The following is a 17,171-nucleotide window of genomic DNA, read 5'->3' as shown; positions in this document are numbered from 1 at the left end:
AGGCTTGGCCTGCTCGCGGTCCGGGCTCTGACATTCCCCGGCTGCACCGCGAGTTTTGTTTGTCTTCGCGTGCGGGTCTGGTAGAAAATGCCCGGAATGGGAAAATTATCACCCCTCTTGGTTAAAGACCTCTGAACAAGGCACCACAGGCAGCCATGACAGCGAAGAAAAAACCGAAGGTCTACATCACCCGCAAGCTGCCGGATGCCGTCGAAACCCGCATGCGCGAACTCTTCGACGCAGAGCTGAACATCGACGACGCGCCGCGTTCCGTTCCTGAGCTTATCGCCGCGGTCAAGACCGCCGACGTGCTGGTGCCGACCGTCACCGATCGTATCGACGCGGCGCTGATCGAGCAGGCGGGACCGCAGATGAAGCTGATTGCGAGCTTCTCCAACGGCACCGATCACATCGACGTCGAGGCGGCTGCGCGCAAGGGCATTACCGTCACCAACACGCCGAACGTCCTGACTGAGGACACCGCCGATATGACCATGGCGCTGATTCTCTCAGTTCCGAGAAGGCTCGGCGAAGGTGCGCGCGTGCTGACCGACAAGCCGGGTGAATGGGCAGGCTGGTCTCCCACCTGGATGCTCGGCCGGCGCATTCACGGCAAGCGCATCGGCATCGTCGGCATGGGCCGCATCGGCACGGCGGTCGCCCGCCGCGCCAAGGCTTTCGGCCTGTCGATCCACTATCACAATCGCAAGCGCGTCAATCCGGCCGTTGAGGACGAACTGGAGGCGACCTATTGGGAAAGCCTCGACCAGATGCTCGCCCGCGTTGACATCGTTTCGATCAATTGTCCGTCGACGCCGGCGACCTTCCACCTGATCTCGGCCCGCCGTCTGGCGCTGCTGCAGCCGACAGCCTATCTCGTCAACACCGCACGCGGCGACGTGGTCGACGAAGCTGCGCTGATCAAGTGCCTGAGGGAGGGACGGATTGCCGGTGCCGGCCTCGACGTCTTCGAAAACGAGCCCGCCGTCAACCCGAAGCTGGTCAAGCTCGCCAATGAGGGCAAGGTCGTGCTGCTGCCGCATATGAGCTCGGCGACGATCGAAGGCCGCATCGACATGGGCGACAAGGTCATCATCAACATCCGCACCTTCATCGACGGTCACAGGCCGCCGAATCGCGTGCTGCCGGGCCGTTGAAGAACGCTGTAAATCAGGCGACGCAGATCGGAGGCGCAAGGACCTTGCGCATCTCGACGAATGTCGTCCTGGCAAAGCCGGGATGCGCCTTTTCGGCGGTTCTGGAAAATCCCCAGGCGGCAAAGACGGCGTGATTGTCGGTGAGCTCGATCCGCGTTTCCAGCCGCAAAGCGGGAAGACCGAGCGCTGCGGCCGTTTCCTCGGCAATCGCCAGCAGCCGCTTGCCGAGGCCCTTGCCCTGCGCCTCAGGCAGAACGGCGAGCTTGCCGACATAGAGACAATCGGTCTCCGGCCGCAGGAAGAGGCAGCCGATCAGCTTTTCGCCGTCGATGGCGACATGGCCGATCTCGGCTCTGGACTTTTCGGCCAGCGACTCCGTCGTCAGCTTGAGCGCCGAAGATTGCGGATCGATCCTGCCGTTCATCGAGGCGAAGGAGGCGAGGATCAGAGCCAGCAGTTCGTCCCAGCGCGTGAAAGTCTGATCAAGACGAATAATCGTCATCCGGCCTGTCTTTGTGTCGTGTGGCGTCGTTTGTAGCGGATGGTGTCGAAGCGGGCCGAGAGCGCGTCGTAAAGCAGCAACCGTCCGACCAGCGGTTCGCCGGTGCCGGTGATGAGCTTGATCGCCTCCATCGCCATCATCGTGCCGATGACGCCTGTGAGTGCGCCGATGATGCCGGCCTCGGCGCAGGCGGGAATCAGCCCCGCCGGCGGCGCTTCCGGAAACAGGTCGCGATATCCAGGGTTGGCCGTTCCATCCTCAGCCGTCTCATAGGGCTTGAGAACCGTCAGCGAACCATCGAAACGCCCGACGGCGCCGCTGACGAGCGGGATGCGCGCTTCATCAGCCGCATCGGCGGCGGCATAACGCGTGTCGAAATTGTCCGATCCGTCGATCAGAAGATCGAAACCCGAGAGCTGACGGCGGGCGGCCTCCGGCGAAAAGCGTTCCTCGAAGCGGATCAGTCGGACATGCGGATTGAGCCTGGCGATGGCGAAGGCGGCACTCTCGGTCTTCAGCTCGCCGATCGTGCCGGAATCGTGGATCACCTGGCGCTGCAGGTTCGACAGCGACACCCGGTCGTCGTCGACGATACCGAGCGTGCCGACGCCGGCAGCGGCCAGATATTGCAGGACCGGTGCACCGAGGCCGCCGGCGCCGATCACCAGCACGCGGGCGGCTTTCAGTTTCTGCTGGCCGGCGCCGCCGATCTCGGGAAGCAGGATGTGGCGGTGATAGCGCGCGATTTCTTCCGGGCTGAGCGGTTCCATGGCGCCGATGTTATCATGACGCCCGACGCCGGGAAAAGCCGCCTCCGTCATTCGAACACCCTTCCGTCGGCAACCGTGAAAAACTGCGCCCTGTCGCCGAGTGCTGAAAACATCGCCCGATCCGTTCCTGTCATGAAGGCCTGGCCGCCGAGCCCGTCGATGAGGTCGAATAGCGCGGCGCGGCGGCCCTCGTCGAGATGCGCTGCGATCTCGTCGAGCAGCAGGATCGGCGCATGGCCGGTGAGATTGCCGACGAGCCGCGCATGCGCAAGCACCAGGCCGACAAGCAGCGCTTTCTGCTCGCCGGTGGAGCAACGCTCCGCCTCCATCGCCTTTTCGCGGTGATGCACGATGAGATCGGCCCGGTGCGGCCCCTCGAGCGTGCGCCCGGCGCCGGCATCGCGGTAGCGGCTCTCTGCCAGCATCGCCGCGTAGTCATCTTCGAGGTCGACCGAGGGGCGCGAGAACTGACCGTCCATGAAGCCCGAGAGCTGCAGCGATGCCGAAGGAAAGGGCGAGCTCTCCCGTGTTTCCTYGATCAGCCGAGTCAGCAGGCCGAGCATCTCCTGCCGGGCGAGCGCCATGGCGATGCCGAGGCTTGCCATCTGCTCCTCGATGCCGGCAAGCCAGGAGGGATCGAAGCGGCCTTCGTCCAGCAATTTGTTGCGGCTGCGCATGGCGCGCTCGAAATCGCTGGCGCGGCGGCCATGGGCGGGATCGAGCGACAGCACCAGCCGGTCGAGAAAGCGGCGCCGGTCGGAGGAGGCGCCGGTAAACAGGCCGTCCATCGCCGGTGTCAGCCAGAGAAGGCGCAGATGGTCGGTCAGTTCGTCGGCAGTCTTTGCTGTTGTGCCATTGATGCGCAGCCTGCGGGCGGTGGTCTCCTCGCCGGTTTCGATGCCGGTGCCGATCTCGACGTCGCCCTCCATGCCATCGAGCACGGCGAAGATCGAAAACCCGCTGGCCGCGCCGACGCGGGTAATGTCGCCATAGGCCGCGCGACGCAGACCGCGGCCAGGCGAAAGCAGCGAGACGGCCTCCATGAGATTGGTCTTGCCGGCGCCGTTGTCTCCCGTCAGCACGGCGTGCCGACCGTCAAGGGTAAGGGCCGCTGCCGCATAGTTGCGGAAGTCTGTCAGCTTCAGACGGGAAAGAGAAACCTTGTGCGGCATCGAATGTCCGGAATCGTAAAGCGTGACAGCTAAGCCTAAGCGGCGTTGATGGCAAGGCTGGCAGCTTCTTGGCCGTGGATCGCGAACCTCTGATACCGCCGCAAATCAGGGACGCGGCGGTTGAGCCATAAGGGAGAAGCTCGAAGCGGCGAAATACCGCGCGGGACATATTTTCCGAATGACACCGTGACCGAGGTGCTGGTGTCCGACATTCTGCAAATGTAGGGCGCAGGCATTAAGCGTTCTAAATTCTACTAAAAATACAACCGCCGGGGATGCTCCGACATCGCCAGGCCGATATTGTCGACGGTCACCGTCAGTGCCTCCGAGATCCGGATATTCCGGCTTTGCCGCGATCCTTTAAGGCGACTGACGTAACGTAATGCCCAGAAAAAGTCGGTTGAATTTTGCAACTGCTGGGTTGAGTTATTCCGGGAAGGCGATATGGTAAACGAACCGTTTATGTATGAGAGAGTGATGAAGTGCCAGATCCGGTTGATATTATCGTCGGTCGCAACGTCAGACAGTTTCGCGCCCTTCGCCGTGTTTCCCAACTCGAGCTTGGTGAAGCACTCGGACTGACTTTCCAGCAGATCCAGAAATACGAAAAGGGWWCSAACCGCGTTTCCGCCAGCAAGTTGCATCAGATCGCGGTTTTTCTCGATGTCGAGATCTCTGCCCTTTTCGAGGGAGCCGGCGTGTCACCATTCGGCAGCCGTATCGAACTCAGCCCCGACGCCTATGCGCTTGCGCTGAGCTACGACAAACTGAACTCACCGGCAGGCAAGGAAGCGGTCAAGACCATCCTCACCCTCATGACGGGCGAAGCGGCCGAAACCGCCGCCTGATTCCACTGAGCCATCAGGTTTACCACGAAAAAAGCACGACCTGTTCCGGGTCTGGACGATGTCCAGATGCTTACAGCTGTGCAGCGTTTTGGGGACGGCGTGCATCAACACAAAGACCGGGTCAGGTCACCTGAATGAGGTTCGATGCCGCGCGCTTCAGTGAATCTCGCGGTCGTGCAGCGCCATYAGCAGATCGTCCTGCGTCTGGTGGCCGGCATGGTAAAGGTCGATCGCGATGCTGGCGATTGAAAGGCCCTGCTGGCTGCGAAGCTTGATATTGCGCTCGGCGCACCATGTGTAGATGGCGCCGGCGAGAACGTCGACGTCGTCGGACTGAGAGGAAAAGGCTGGCGCCATTGGTCGTTACCCTTGGTTTGGTTGTCCCCCGCTAGAGTGCCGCACTAAGGACGCTCTATCGCATTGATTTGGTGTATAACCTCGAAATTCGATTCCGATTTTCGGGGTTATGCACTGACGGCAGAGACTGAATTCATTTGGAAAACTTGCAAGCGGCATCATCTGGCTGCGTTAACGCAAGTCATCTTCCCGCCCGCCGCCGTATCGATCCGGGACAGATTGGCCGGCGTGGACGGCGAATGTCGCAAATTGAGACATAGCGCGCAAAAGTAAGCAGCGGTTTTGCGACAACGACATGCGTAAAAACAAAGACTTAAAGCGCAAGGAGCGAATCTGAAAGATCGCGCCGCGCTTCAGAGCAATTCCAGGAAAAGTGCGAGGCAGTTTTCCGTCCGGAATTGCGTAAAAACAAAAGGCTAGCTAGGATTCCTGGGACAAAAAAACCGGAGACGTTTCCGTCCCCGGCTTTCGAAATGGGCGTGTCGATTGCGGCTCAGCCCTCGAAGAATTCCTTCATCCGGGCAAAGAAGCCCGTCGATTCCGGATTGTTCTCCTTGGAGGAAAGCTGCTCGAATTCCTGAAGCAGTTCGCGTTGGCGCTTGGTGAGCTTTTGCGGCGTCTCGATCTGGATCTGGATGTAGAGGTCGCCCGTCTGCACCGAACGCAGCACAGGCATGCCCTTGCCCTTGAGGCGGAACTGTTTGCCGACCTGCGTGCCCTCGGGCACGGTCACGCGCGACTTGGTGCCGTCGAGCGTCGCCACGTCAAAGGTTCCGCCGAGCGCGGCCGTCGTCATCGAGATCGGAACGGCGCAATAGAGATCGGCTCCGTCGCGCTGGTAGAATTCATGCGGTTTGACGGACAGGAAGATATAGAGGTCACCTGCCGGCCCGCCGCGGGCGCCGGCTTCGCCTTCGCCCTGCAGGCGGATGCGCGTGCCGTCCTCGATGCCGGCGGGAATATTGACCGAGAGCGAACGCTCTTCCGTCACCCGGCCCTGGCCGTGGCACTTCGGGCAAGGATCGGGAATGATCTGGCCGCGGCCGTGGCAGGTCGGGCAGGTCCGCTCGATCGAGAAGAAGCCCTGTGCCGCGCGCACGCGCCCCGTTCCCTGGCAGGTGCCGCAGTTCTTCGGCTGCGTGCCGGGCTTGGCGCCCGAACCCGAACAGACGTCGCAGGTGATCGACGTCGGAACGCGGATCTGCGCCGTCTTGCCGGAGAAAGATTCTTCCAGCGTTATTTCCATGTTGTAGCGAAGATCGGCGCCACGCTCGCGGCCGCCCGACGAGCGCTGGCGCGCGCGCCCACCACCCATCATCTCGCCGAAGATATCCTCGAAGATGTCGGAGAAACCGCCGCCGGCAAATCCGCCGCCACCGCCGCCCATGCCGCCATGCTCGAAGGCCGCATGGCCATAACGATCATAGGCTGCCCGCTTCTGCGGGTCCTTGAGCATCTCGTAGGCTTCGTTGATTTCCTTGAACTTCCGTTCGGCGTCCTTGTCATCCGGGTTCTTGTCCGGATGGTATTTCATCGCCAGTTTGCGGAAGGCGCTTTTCAGCTCTTTCTCGTCCGCCGACTTGGCCACACCCAGAGTTTCGTAAAAGTCCGCTTTTGCCATTAAGGATTAAACCCCGGAAATGGATTTTCCGGCTGCCATGGTGAGCAGCCGGATCAGGTGTTGAAGCATAACCACGCCGTCGCGGATTACGCGGACTTCTTGCGGTCGTCGTCCTTGATTTCCTCGTAGTCGGCATCGACGACATTGTCGCCACCTTCCGCAGAGGCATCGCCAGCAGCGCCGCTTTCGGCCTGCTGTGCTTCATAGATCGCCTGGCCGAGCTTCATCGACACTTCCATCAGCGTCTGGGTCTTGGCCTTGATGTCGTCGGCATCGGGCTCGGACGCTTCCGACGCCGTCTTCAGCGCAGCGATCGCATCCGAGATCGCGGTGCGGTCGGCCTCGGAAACCTTGTCACCGTAATCCTTCAGCGACTTTTCCGAGGAATGGATCAGGCTTTCAGCCTGGTTCCGGGCTTCGACGGCCTCGCGGCGCTTCTTGTCTTCGGTGGCATGGGCTTCGGCATCCTTTACCATCTTCTCGATGTCGGCGTCGGAAAGACCGCCGGAAGCCTGGATGCGGATCTGCTGTTCCTTGCCGGTGCCCTTGTCCTTGGCCGAAACCTGGACGATGCCGTTGGCGTCGATGTCGAAGGTGACTTCGATCTGCGGCATGCCGCGCGGCGACGGCGGCAGCCCGACGAGGTCGAACTGGCCGAGCAGCTTGTTGTCGGCAGCCATTTCACGCTCGCCCTGCGAAACGCGGATGGTCACGGCCTGCTGGTTGTCTTCGGCGGTCGAGAAGGTCTGGCTCTTCTTCGTCGGGATCGTCGTGTTGCGTTCGATCAGGCGGGTGAAGACACCACCCAGCGTCTCGATGCCGAGCGACAGCGGCGTTACGTCGAGGAGCAGGACGTCCTTGACGTCGCCCTGCAGAACGCCGGCCTGGATGGCAGCGCCGAGGGCGACCACTTCATCCGGGTTGACGCCCTTGTGCGGCTCCTTGCCGAACAGCTGCTTGACGACTTCCTGTACCTTCGGCATGCGGCTCATGCCGCCGACGAGAACCACTTCGTCGATTTCGGCAGCGGTAACACCGGCATCCTTGAGCGCTGCCTTGCACGGCGCGATCGTGCGCTGGACGAGATCGTCGACCAGGCTCTCGAGCTTGGCGCGGGTCAGCTTCAGCGTCAGATGCTTCGGGCCGGAGGCGTCGGCCGTGATGAACGGCAGGTTGATTTCGGTCTGCTGCGAAGACGAAAGCTCGATCTTTGCCTTTTCCGCAGCTTCCTTGAGGCGCTGCAGGGCAAGCTTGTCGTTCTTCAGGTCGATGCCGTTGTCCCTCTTGAATTCGCCAACGAGATATTCGACGAGACGCATGTCGAAGTCTTCACCGCCGAGGAAGGTATCGCCGTTGGTGGACTTCACTTCGAAGACGCCGTCGCCGATCTCGAGGATCGAAATATCGAAGGTGCCGCCGCCAAGGTCGTAGACGGCAATTGTCTTGCCTTCTTTCTTGTCGAGGCCGTAGGCGAGGGCTGCTGCGGTCGGCTCGTTGATGATGCGCAGAACTTCAAGACCGGCGATGCGGCCGGCATCCTTGGTGGCCTGGCGCTGCGCGTCGTTGAAGTAGGCGGGAACGGTGATGACGGCCTTCTCGACCTTTTCGCCGAGATAGGATTCGGCGGTTTCCTTCATCTTCTGAAGGATCATCGCGGAAATCTGTGCGGGCGAGTAGCCCTTGCCATTGGCTTCGACCCAGGCGTCGCCATTGTCGCCCTTGACGATGGTGAAGGGAACGAGGTGCTTGTCCTTCTCGACGGTCGGATCTTCGTATCGGCGGCCGATCAGGCGCTTGACTGCAAAGAGCGTGTTCGTCGGGTTGGTGACTGCCTGGCGCTTGGCCGGCTGGCCGACGAGGCGTTCGCCATCTTCGGAAAATGCCACCATGGAAGGGGTCGTGCGTGCACCTTCCGCATTCTCGATAACCTTCGCGTCCTTGCCGTCCATGACTGCGACGCAGGAATTCGTCGTTCCAAGGTCGATACCAATTACTTTTGCCATGTCATTCTCTCCTTGAAGCAAGCTGTCGGAACCCCGAGAAGGCATTTCCCTGACAGCCCCTTACGGGATGGGTCTACTTGAGATTACGCAATCGTGATTGCGGTGATGCGGCGTATATAAGGAGCGGTTTTCTGGACTGCAAGGCGAGAAATGCCCCGGAATCCAGCAAAACGAATGTGTTGCGTTCAATTTTTACAGTAGCCGGGAAAGAGGTCGCCCCATGTTCGGAAAGCGGCCGTATTTTACGGCATGTCGCGCAAAACTGTGCGGCGGTTTTGCGACCACGACATGCGTAAAACAAAGACCTGAAGCGCGAGGCGCGAATCTGAAAGATCGCGACGCGCTTAAGGGCATCGGGCTTGTGCGGGGCATACAGCAAAGATCTCACTGGCCCATGATCAGATCGAGCAGCGTCGTGCGCCGCGGCTGGACGGAAGAGGTTGTCTGCGCGCCCCCGACATCGCCGGGTGGAACCATGCCCTCATAGTTCGCACCCCCGCCTTCGGCAATGTCTGCGGGCGGAACCGGGCCGCCATTGCCGGAGCTTGCCCCCTGCTGCCGGGCAGGCGCTTGCGGATAGCGGTTTGCATTGTCGTTGCCGCCGAAGACGCCGGAAATAATGCCGCCGATCGTCGAAGGCGGCGCCTCGGCCGTCATCGGCTGCCCGCTGCCCAATTGCCCATCGCCTGGCGCTGTCTGCGCCATCGGCTGCCCATTGTTCGGATCGGCGATCAACTGGCCGTTGCCGAAGAGCGGTGCCGGCGAAAGACCCTTGTGGGCGGCGATCATGAATTCCTTCCAGGCCTTGGCGGGCAAGCCGCCGCCGGTCACCTTCTTCATCGGCTTGCCGTCGTCATTGCCGAACCAGACGCCGGTGGTGAGGTTGCTGGTGAAACCGACGAAGAGCGCGTCGCGCGAATTCTGCGTCGTGCCGGTCTTTCCCGCCGCCTGCCAACCGGGGATCTTGGCGCTCTTGCCGGTGCCGCTCTCGATGACGCCCATCATCATCGTATCCATCTGGGCGGCAATCTGCTCGGACAGCACGCGCGGCGGGCTGTCATAGGTATTTTCGTAGAGAACCTTGCCTTCGGCGGTCGTCACCCGGCGGATGACATGCGGCGTTGCCTTGTAGCCGCCGTTCATGAAGGCGGCATAGGAGGCGGTGAGTTCCATCAGCGACACTTCCGAGGTGCCGAGCGCGATCGAGGCATTCGGCTGCAGCTCGCTTTCAATGCCGAGCCGGTGGGCGAGCTTGATCACCTGATCCGGCCCGTCATACATCACCAGCTGCGCAGCCACCGTATTCAGCGATTTGGCAAGCGCGGTCGCCAGCGTCACCTCGCCATTGTATTTCTTCTCGTAATTTTCGGGCGTCCAGTCGCCGATCCGGATCGGCGCGTCATTGAACACCGAATAGGGCGTCAGCCCCTTCTCGAGTGCGGCAGCATAGACGAAGGGCTTGAACGACGAACCCGGCTGGCGTTTGGCCTTGACGGCGCGGTTGAACTGGCTTGTCGCATAGTCCCTGCCGCCGACCAGCGCCCGGATCGCGCCGGTGCCGTCGATCGAGACGAGGGCCGCCTGCGAGGCGTCGAGCTTGCCGCCCTCCTTGTCGAGCACGTCGACCAGCGATTGCTCGGCCTTCTTTTCCAGCGACTTGTCGATGGTCGTATCGACGATGACGTCTTCCTTGACGTCGCCGATCAGACCCGGCAGCTCGTCCATCACCATGTCGGCGACATAGTGCCCGGCGCCCGACCAGTAGCTCTTGGCCGAAGCCGGGGTCTGCGACATCGCCGTCTTGACTTCGGAATCGGTGATGAAACCCTGCTCGCGCATCGCCGCGAGCACGAGCTGGGCGCGCGCATTCGCCGCGTCCGCATCGCGGGCCGGCGAGAGCCGCGACGGCGCCTTGAGCAGGCCGGCCAGCACCGCGGCCTCGCCGAGGTTCACGTCACGCGCCGATTTATTGAAGTAGCGACGTGAGGCCGCCTCGACGCCATAGGCGTTCGATCCGAAGAACACCCGGTTGAGATACATGGCAAGGATCTGGTCCTTGGTGTRTTTCTGCTCCAGCCAGAGAGACAGCAGCACCTCTTGCACCTTGCGTTCCAGCGTTCTCTCAGGGGAGAGGAAGAGGTTCTTGGCAAGCTGCTGCGTCAGCGTCGAGCCGCCCTGCACCATGTGACCAGCCGTGAGATTGGTCACGACAGCCCGGCCGAGGCCGAGCGGATCGACGCCGAAATGCGAATAGAATCGCCGATCTTCGATGGCGATGACGGCTTCCGGAATATAGGGCGACATGTTTTCGAGCGACAGCGCCTCGCCGCCGGTGGCGCCGCGATTGGCAATGACGCTGCCGTCGACGGCGGTGATCTTCACGTTCGGCGGCCGCTCCGGGATCGCCCATGTGCTGGCGCTCGGCATGCGCGAGCCATAATAGACCACGAGCCCGGCAACGCCGATGCCCGCCCAGATGAAAAGCACGACGCACCAGTAGATCACGCGGCGCAGGAAGCCGAAAAAGCCACCGCCTTCGCGCTCTTGCGGCTCGCGCTTCCGCCGGGGGGCGGCACGTTGCGGCGGGGGATTCGAGCCGCCGCGGCGCTGGGATCGGCCTCCGGCAATGCGGTCGTCGGCATCGAGCGAGAATTCGTCATCGTCGCGTGCCGGGCGGCCGCTGAAGGACGGTTCTATTCTGTCGCCTGATCTGCCTCTGCCTGCCATCGCGGACCGGTCGCACCCCATGTTCGATCGCGAAGCCAGCTTCGCATAACGGTGCTCTTCTCCAGCGCCGCGCGTCTTTTCAGATGCGCGAAGGACGCTGGAGCACTTTGAGTGCCGCCGTGATCATCCGACTGAACTGTAAATGCGGCGATTTAACGGGGTATTAATAATGGAAAGTAAAGCAGACCGCGCCGGGCGACAGCATTGCCTTCAGAACTGGCGGGCCTCGTAATCGTCGAGCGTTTCCGGGTCCTGCTTATATTCCCACTCGCCCAGATGAAAGCGGCGCCAGATCTGGCCGGAAGGGTTGAGGTTCGCCCCATCGGTGAGGCGTACAGGCAGGAGTGGGTTGTGTTTATGCCAAATGGTAACATCGGTAGCGGCTGCCCGAGGGGCGAAAAGCCCGAAGAAAGCCAGGTAGTCTTGCGTCATCAGGGTCCAGCCTCGAACGGATTAAGATCAATCCGCAACTTCACAAAACTGCAATAAAGAATCCCGCAAAACAAGAGCCTCGCGATGGCTTCACATCAAATTGTCGGTGACCGTGTCCGAGGATCGATGCTTCCCCCGCGTTTCCTGTCTTGCGCTCGCCGGCGAAGCGGCGCGCGTCGTGAAAACAAAGACCCGCAGTCTGTGGCGCGAGTTACGTGCGATACGACATAGATTACCGCGCCGCGCGTCTTTTCGAGAGGCGCAAGAGATGCTGTAACACTTTGAATTTCCGGATAATTTTATCCTTAAATTCGATTCCGATGTAAGGAATTGTGCGGGAGGCGGAACCAATAGGCTTCGCGATTGTTTATGGAGAAGCGGGACAACCCCTCACGTCCCGCGAATGATCGGCCGTCTCCCCTCAACACGCGCCGATCGACATCAGGCCCGGTGCATCCCCCAGGGGAGCGCCGGGCTTTTTCTTGGGTGTTTGCCTTTGGCTTGGCAAACCTCAAAAGAGGACGGCGTGCCGTCCCCCTTCTGTTTCATTCGTCGCAGGAGGGATCGCCAGGGCGGCAATCAAAGTTCCTGCGGTCAGGCCTGCGATCATCGCCTCTCCGGTCGTCCCTCTGCCGTTCACCTCTTTGCCGATCGTCCCTTTGCCGATCGTCCCTTTGATTGTCGTCGCGCCAGTCACGATCGCGATCGCGCCCATCTCGGTCGCCATCCCGCTCGCGCCAGTTACGGTCACGATCCCGGTTATCCCGATCGCGGTCACGATCCCGATTGTCGCGGTCGCGGTAGTAATAATCCGGGCCGCGGCTCCAGCGGTCACGGTCGCGATAGAAATCGCGGTTGCGGTAGTAACGGTCCCAATAATTGTCGACGCTGAAGCGAATCATCGGAATGCCGAGCGGACGGTAATATTGCGGGCCGACATAGACGCGGCGCTGCTGGTAGAGGGCCTGCACGTACTGGCCGGAAACCCAGCCGCGGCCGCCGTAGAATTCCACATCGCACCAGTTGACGTCGGAAAGGCATCCGCGGATCTCAACGGAAGAACCGGCCGGGATGACCGCGACGGCAGGATAACGGGTGCTCGGACCCGCACGCATGTTGACGTTCGCCGTCGAGTAGCCCTCGGCAGCCTGCGCTATGGCAGGCGCCAGCATAAGCAGGCCGACCGCTGCGATTTTAACAAAGAGATTTTTCACGCTTCTCAGTCCTTGTTGGCACGTTTTTCAGGCAGCGCTTGGCCGCGTTTCCTTGGCATATGCCATTGAAACAAAAGATAGAGCGATCGCCCCCAGGTGTTAGGGCGTTGTTATTCGTCTTATCTTTCAATGGCTTATATATCGCCCGCGATGAACGCAGCTTGAACGGCGAAATGTCGGACAGCGCCTTGGAGCCGCGAGTGGTGCTTCCGACAAAGGGTCGGCATTGTTAACGGTTGGTTAACCTTTCGGCGGCAGTCTCATTGCAATACCCGCTTGCTCCTTGACCACGGATGAACTGGCACTGAGATGAGCGGATGACGAAAGGCCGGGTCGAACCGGCCTTTTTGTTTTTTGCGATTCTGCCTGGCACGCCTTTCAGGCGGCCAGCGCCTGAAGAATCCGCACCCAGGAGCGGATGCCCTTGTGGTAGGAGACGAGCTCGTATTTCTCGTTCGGCGAGTGGATGCGGTCATCGCTGAGGCCGAAGCCGACGAGCAGCGATTCCATGCCGAGCATCTTCTGGAAATCCCCGACGATCGGGATCGACCCGCCCATGCCGATGACGATGGCGGGTTTCGGCCACTCATCGGAAAGCGCGTTCTTCGCCTTGGTCAGAACAGGCGAATCATAGGAGAGGTGGATCGCTGGCGAGCCGCCATGCGGATGGAACTCGACCGAGCAATCGGCGGGAATTTTCGAGCTGATATAGCTGCGGAAAGCCTCGCGGATGGCGGCCGGATCCTGCGTGCCGACGAGGCGGAACGAAACCTTGGCCGAAGCCTTGGCGGCGATCACCGTCTTGAAGCCTTCGCCGGTATAGCCGCCCCAGATGCCGTTGATTTCGGCGGTCGGCCGAGCCCAGGTGAGTTCCAGCACCGACCGGCCCTTTTCGCCGGACGGGATGGAAAGGCCGACTTCGCCGAGGAAGCTCTCCGCGGTCTTGCCGAGCGTCTCCCATGACGCCTTGATGTTGCCGGGCGTTTCCTCAACGCCTTCATAGAAGCCGTCAAGCGTGATGCGGCCCGTCTCGTCATGCAAACCGGCAAGAGCCTCGACGAGAATATGGATCGGATTGGCCGCCGCGCCGCCGAAGAGGCCGGAATGCAGGTCGCGGTCGGCGGCTGTCACGATCACTTCCTCGCCGACGAGGCCGCGTAGCGCTGCAGCGATCGCCGGCGTGTCGCGGTCCCACATGCCGGTATCGCAGACCAACGCATAATCGGCCTTGAGCTCGGCGGCATTGGCTTCGAGGAAGGGCTTCAGGGATGGCGAGCCGGATTCCTCCTCGCCCTCGAAGAGAATGGTGATGCGGCAGGGAAGCGCGCCGTTGATCTCCTTATAGGCGCGGCAAGCCTCGACGAAGGTCATCAGCTGGCCCTTGTCGTCGGAGGTGCCGCGGCCGGTCAGGATCTTGCGGCCCTCGCCGACATCCTTGATCGACGGCTCGAAGGGGTCATTTTCCCAGAGCTCGATCGGGTCGACCGGCTGAACGTCGTAATGGCCGTAGAAGAGAACATGCGGCGCATCGGCGGAAGCGCCGGCATGGTGGGCGACCACCATCGGATGGCCGGGCGTGTCGCGGACCGAGGCCGCAAAGCCTAGCCCTTCAAGATAGGCGACGAGCCATTCGGCGGCCTTTCGGCATTCGGCTTTATAGGCGGGATCGGTGGAAATCGACTGGATGCGCAGAAGTTCGAACAGCTTGTCGAGGCTCGATGAAAGGTTCTGATCCGCGCGCGCAAGCACCTGGTTTACATCGGTCATTTTCGACTCCTTTTGAAATTCGGCCGGACGATAGACCAAACCAGAAAGGCAGGCGAGGCGGAAAAACAAAAAATCGTCGGCGCGAAAGACCGGCGGGGCATGGACTAATATCAGGAAGATTTGCCGGATAATATAAAAGGTAATACTAATTCAATTTACAGTTATTTAGTACAACCTAAATAGTTTGACCGAATTCAGCTGTGCGAGGTTCGGATGTTTTCGGTCATCACATGTATTCGGGACAACCACGATTGGCGGCTCGTGCTTGCGGCGGCCGCGGTCTGCCTCGTTGGCGCTATGGCGGCCATGCTGCTGCTTTCCCGCGCCCAGGAATGCGATGCCGGGCGGCGCAAGCTCTGGATCGGCGCCTCGGCTTTCGCTTTCGGTACCGGCGTATGGGCAACGCACTTCATCGCGATGCTGGCCTATGACGGCGGCATGCCGATCGGCTACCAACTGGGCCTGACGACGCTTTCTTTCCTCCTGTCGGTTGTCGGTTCGTGGGCGGCGATCCTCGTTGCTTCGGAAAGCCGCGGCAGGTTTTCTCGCATCCGCGGCGGCGCCCTGATGGCGCTCGGCATCGCCTCCATGCACCTGACCGGCATGCAGGCGATCGAAACGCAGGCTGTCATCCTTCATGATCCCTTGATGACGCTGAGTGCGGTTCTCGCGGGAGCGCTGTTGTCGAGCGCCGCCTTCCACGCCTTTTTCCAATTGAAGGGACTGAGGCGGCTCCTCGCCTCGTCAATCACTTTCGTCCTCGCGATCTGCGCTCTCCATTTCATCTCGATGGCCAGCATCACGCTCGTGCCGGATCCCGGCAAAGAGCTTCCGGCAACGGTGCTCGACGCCAGCCTGCTTGCTGCGATCGTCGTGGTGGCGGCGACGACGCTCATTCTGATTGCGCTCGCGGTGGTCTTTATCGAAAGCCATCTGACGGATCTGAGGGGGCTGGCGAATGCCTCGCAGGAAGGGCTGCTGATCCTGCGGGAAGGCCGGATCATCGACGCCAATGAACGCTTCCAGGAGCTTTCCGGCTGGAAGCTTGCCGGTCTTGCCGGCAAGGCGCCCTCGGCTGTTTTGACCGCTTTTCAGGGGACTGGGCAGAACAGACCCAGCGAGACGCTGCTCAACACCAGGGACGGCGGGGAGATCGCCGTCGAAGTGACCGCGAGCAGGATCGTCTATCGCGGGCACAATTGCGAGGTGCTGGCGGTGCGTGATCTCACCGAGCGCAGGCAGGCCGAGGAGATGATCGAGCATCTCGCCCACCACGACGTGCTCACCGATCTGCCGAACAGGTCGCTGTTCGATACCCGCATCCGGCAGGCGCTGCAGATGGCCGAACGAAAGAACAGCGAGGTTGCCCTCTTCTATCTCGACCTCGATCGCTTCAAGGCCGTCAACGATATCTTCGGCCATGCCGAAGGCGACCGTATTCTCCGCAAGGTCGCCTCGATCCTGCGCCGCGTGGCCGATGAAAGCGATACGATCGCCCGCCTCGGCGGCGATGAATTCGCCATCATTCAGCTCGCCGGGCAGCAGCCGGCGGCGGCCCAAAAGCTTGCGGCTGATATCCTTGGCGAATTCGCCGCCGAGATGGACACGGCGCGCGACCCGACCGCCGTCGGCGTCAGCGTCGGCATCGCACTCTATCCCGCGGATGGCGCTGCTGCTGAAGAACTCTGCAACAATGCCGATACTGCACTCTACCGCGTCAAGCATGACGGTCGCGGCAAGGTCTGTTTCTTCGACGCGGAAATGGATAAGGCGGCACGGAACCGCCGCCAGATCGAAAGCGAACTGCGTCATGCGATCATCCGCAACCAGATCCACGTCAGCTATCAGCCGATCCTCGATGCGCACAGCGGCGAGATCGGCGGCTACGAGGCCCTGATGCGCTGGAACCGGCCAGGTCACGGCTTGACCGAGCCCGATATCTTCATCCCGATCGCCGAGGAAAGCGGCTCGATCGTCCAACTCGGCGAATGGGTGTTGCAGCAGGCCTGCAGGGAGGCTGTGCGCTGGCCGCTGCCGTTGATGATCGCCGTCAATCTCTCGCCGGTGCAATTCATGCTGCCGAACCTCTGCGAGCGGATCGAGGCGATCCTCGCCGAAACCGGGCTTGCGCCCGGCCGGCTGGAGCTCGAGATCACCGAGGCGGCCCTCATTCGCGATCGCGACCGGGTGATGACGACGCTGCTGCGGCTGCACAAGCTCGGCGTGCACATCGTCATGGATGATTTCGGCACCGGTTTTTCCTCGCTTTCCAACCTGCGTTCATTCCCTTTCGACAAGATCAAGGTCGACCGCAGTTTCACCGGCGTGCTGGAACATGATGCGGGGGCGCGCTCGATCGTGCGCGCCATCATCGGCCTTGGTCATAGCCTCGGAATGCCTGTCGTGACGGAGGGCGTGGAAACCGAGATGCAGCGCCGGATCGTCGTCGAGGAAGGCTGCGCGCAAGTGCAGGGCCTTTTACTCGGCAAGCCGGATATCGAGCCGAGCATCAAGCTTGCCGCCCACGAAAACGTCCTGACCGCGCAGATGGAAACCGGCGTGTCGTCATTGCGACGCGCACATGGTGCTGGCGAGTGATCT

At 61.4% G+C, this 17,171-nt stretch carries 13 protein-coding genes; 3 read left to right on the top strand and 10 right to left on the bottom strand.

What is annotated here, in order from left to right; all coding sequences use genetic code 11:
* Positions 1–155 precede the first annotated feature (155 nt).
* On the top strand, positions 156–1,157 hold the full coding sequence (locus AC1ECN_RS08460) for a 2-hydroxyacid dehydrogenase (RefSeq protein WP_018070379.1): 1,002 nt from the start codon (positions 156–158) through the stop codon (positions 1,155–1,157).
* 13 nt (positions 1,158–1,170) lie between these two features.
* Here the strand turns inward: AC1ECN_RS08460 and AC1ECN_RS08455 are convergent, their stop codons facing one another.
* The 3 genes from AC1ECN_RS08455 to recF are packed head-to-tail and all read right to left on the bottom strand — an operon-like array spanning position 1,171 to position 3,601.
* Entirely contained in the window at positions 1,171–1,659 is a 489-nt protein-coding gene (locus tag AC1ECN_RS08455; RefSeq protein ID WP_018070378.1) for a GNAT family N-acetyltransferase, read from the bottom strand.
* A complete protein-coding gene (locus AC1ECN_RS08450) occupies positions 1,656–2,480 on the bottom strand; it encodes a molybdopterin-synthase adenylyltransferase MoeB (protein WP_018070377.1) in 825 nt (274 codons plus the stop codon). Before AC1ECN_RS08450 ends, AC1ECN_RS08455 begins: the two co-directional genes overlap by 4 nt.
* Positions 2,477–3,601, bottom strand: a complete 1,125-nt coding sequence (gene recF, locus AC1ECN_RS08445) for a DNA replication/repair protein RecF (protein WP_477952711.1) — start codon at positions 3,599–3,601, stop codon at positions 2,477–2,479. The genes AC1ECN_RS08450 and recF overlap by 4 nt, the downstream gene beginning before the upstream one ends.
* 482 nt (positions 3,602–4,083) lie before the next feature.
* Here recF and AC1ECN_RS08440 point away from each other — a divergent pair, with 482 nt between their 5' ends.
* The gene (locus AC1ECN_RS08440; RefSeq protein WP_477952710.1) at positions 4,084–4,449 is read left to right on the top strand and encodes a helix-turn-helix domain-containing protein; all 366 of its coding nucleotides are present in this window, start codon (positions 4,084–4,086) and stop codon (positions 4,447–4,449) included.
* Between the two features lie 156 nt (positions 4,450–4,605).
* On the opposite strand, the gene AC1ECN_RS08435 is transcribed toward AC1ECN_RS08440, so the two are convergent.
* The 7 genes from AC1ECN_RS08435 to AC1ECN_RS08405 all read right to left on the bottom strand — a co-directional run bounded on the left by AC1ECN_RS08435 (position 4,606) and on the right by AC1ECN_RS08405 (position 14,570).
* Positions 4,606–4,806 (bottom strand): hypothetical protein, encoded by a 201-nt coding sequence (locus tag AC1ECN_RS08435; protein ID WP_018070374.1) that lies wholly within the window; start codon positions 4,804–4,806, stop codon positions 4,606–4,608.
* A gap of 493 nt (positions 4,807–5,299) precedes the next feature.
* Positions 5,300–6,427, bottom strand: a complete 1,128-nt coding sequence (gene dnaJ, locus AC1ECN_RS08430) for a molecular chaperone DnaJ (protein WP_011649969.1) — start codon at positions 6,425–6,427, stop codon at positions 5,300–5,302.
* Between the two features lie 86 nt (positions 6,428–6,513).
* Positions 6,514–8,430 (bottom strand): molecular chaperone DnaK, encoded by a 1,917-nt coding sequence (gene dnaK / locus AC1ECN_RS08425; RefSeq protein ID WP_018070373.1) that lies wholly within the window; start codon positions 8,428–8,430, stop codon positions 6,514–6,516.
* Positions 8,431–8,814: 384 nt separating this feature from the next.
* A complete protein-coding gene (locus AC1ECN_RS08420; protein WP_477952707.1) occupies positions 8,815–11,157 on the bottom strand; it encodes a transglycosylase domain-containing protein in 2,343 nt (780 codons plus the stop codon).
* Positions 11,158–11,367: 210 nt separating this feature from the next.
* Positions 11,368–11,589, bottom strand: a complete 222-nt coding sequence (locus AC1ECN_RS08415) for a hypothetical protein (RefSeq protein WP_018070371.1) — start codon at positions 11,587–11,589, stop codon at positions 11,368–11,370.
* 545 nt (positions 11,590–12,134) lie between these two features.
* Positions 12,135–12,803, bottom strand: a complete 669-nt coding sequence (locus tag AC1ECN_RS08410; RefSeq protein ID WP_018070370.1) for an SH3 domain-containing protein — start codon at positions 12,801–12,803, stop codon at positions 12,135–12,137.
* Positions 12,804–13,181: 378 nt separating this feature from the next.
* Entirely contained in the window at positions 13,182–14,570 is a 1,389-nt protein-coding gene (locus AC1ECN_RS08405) for a M20/M25/M40 family metallo-hydrolase (RefSeq protein ID WP_026170767.1), read from the bottom strand.
* A 213-nt stretch (positions 14,571–14,783) separates the two neighbouring features.
* Here AC1ECN_RS08405 and AC1ECN_RS08400 point away from each other — a divergent pair, with 213 nt between their 5' ends.
* Positions 14,784–17,168 (top strand): bifunctional diguanylate cyclase/phosphodiesterase, encoded by a 2,385-nt coding sequence (locus AC1ECN_RS08400; RefSeq protein ID WP_130673360.1) that lies wholly within the window; start codon positions 14,784–14,786, stop codon positions 17,166–17,168.
* The last annotated feature ends 3 nt before the right edge of the window (positions 17,169–17,171 follow it).

The sequence above is a fragment of the Rhizobium sp. 01N447_2 genome, assembly GCF_056399245.1.
This window is presented reverse-complemented; position numbering and strand designations above follow the sequence as displayed.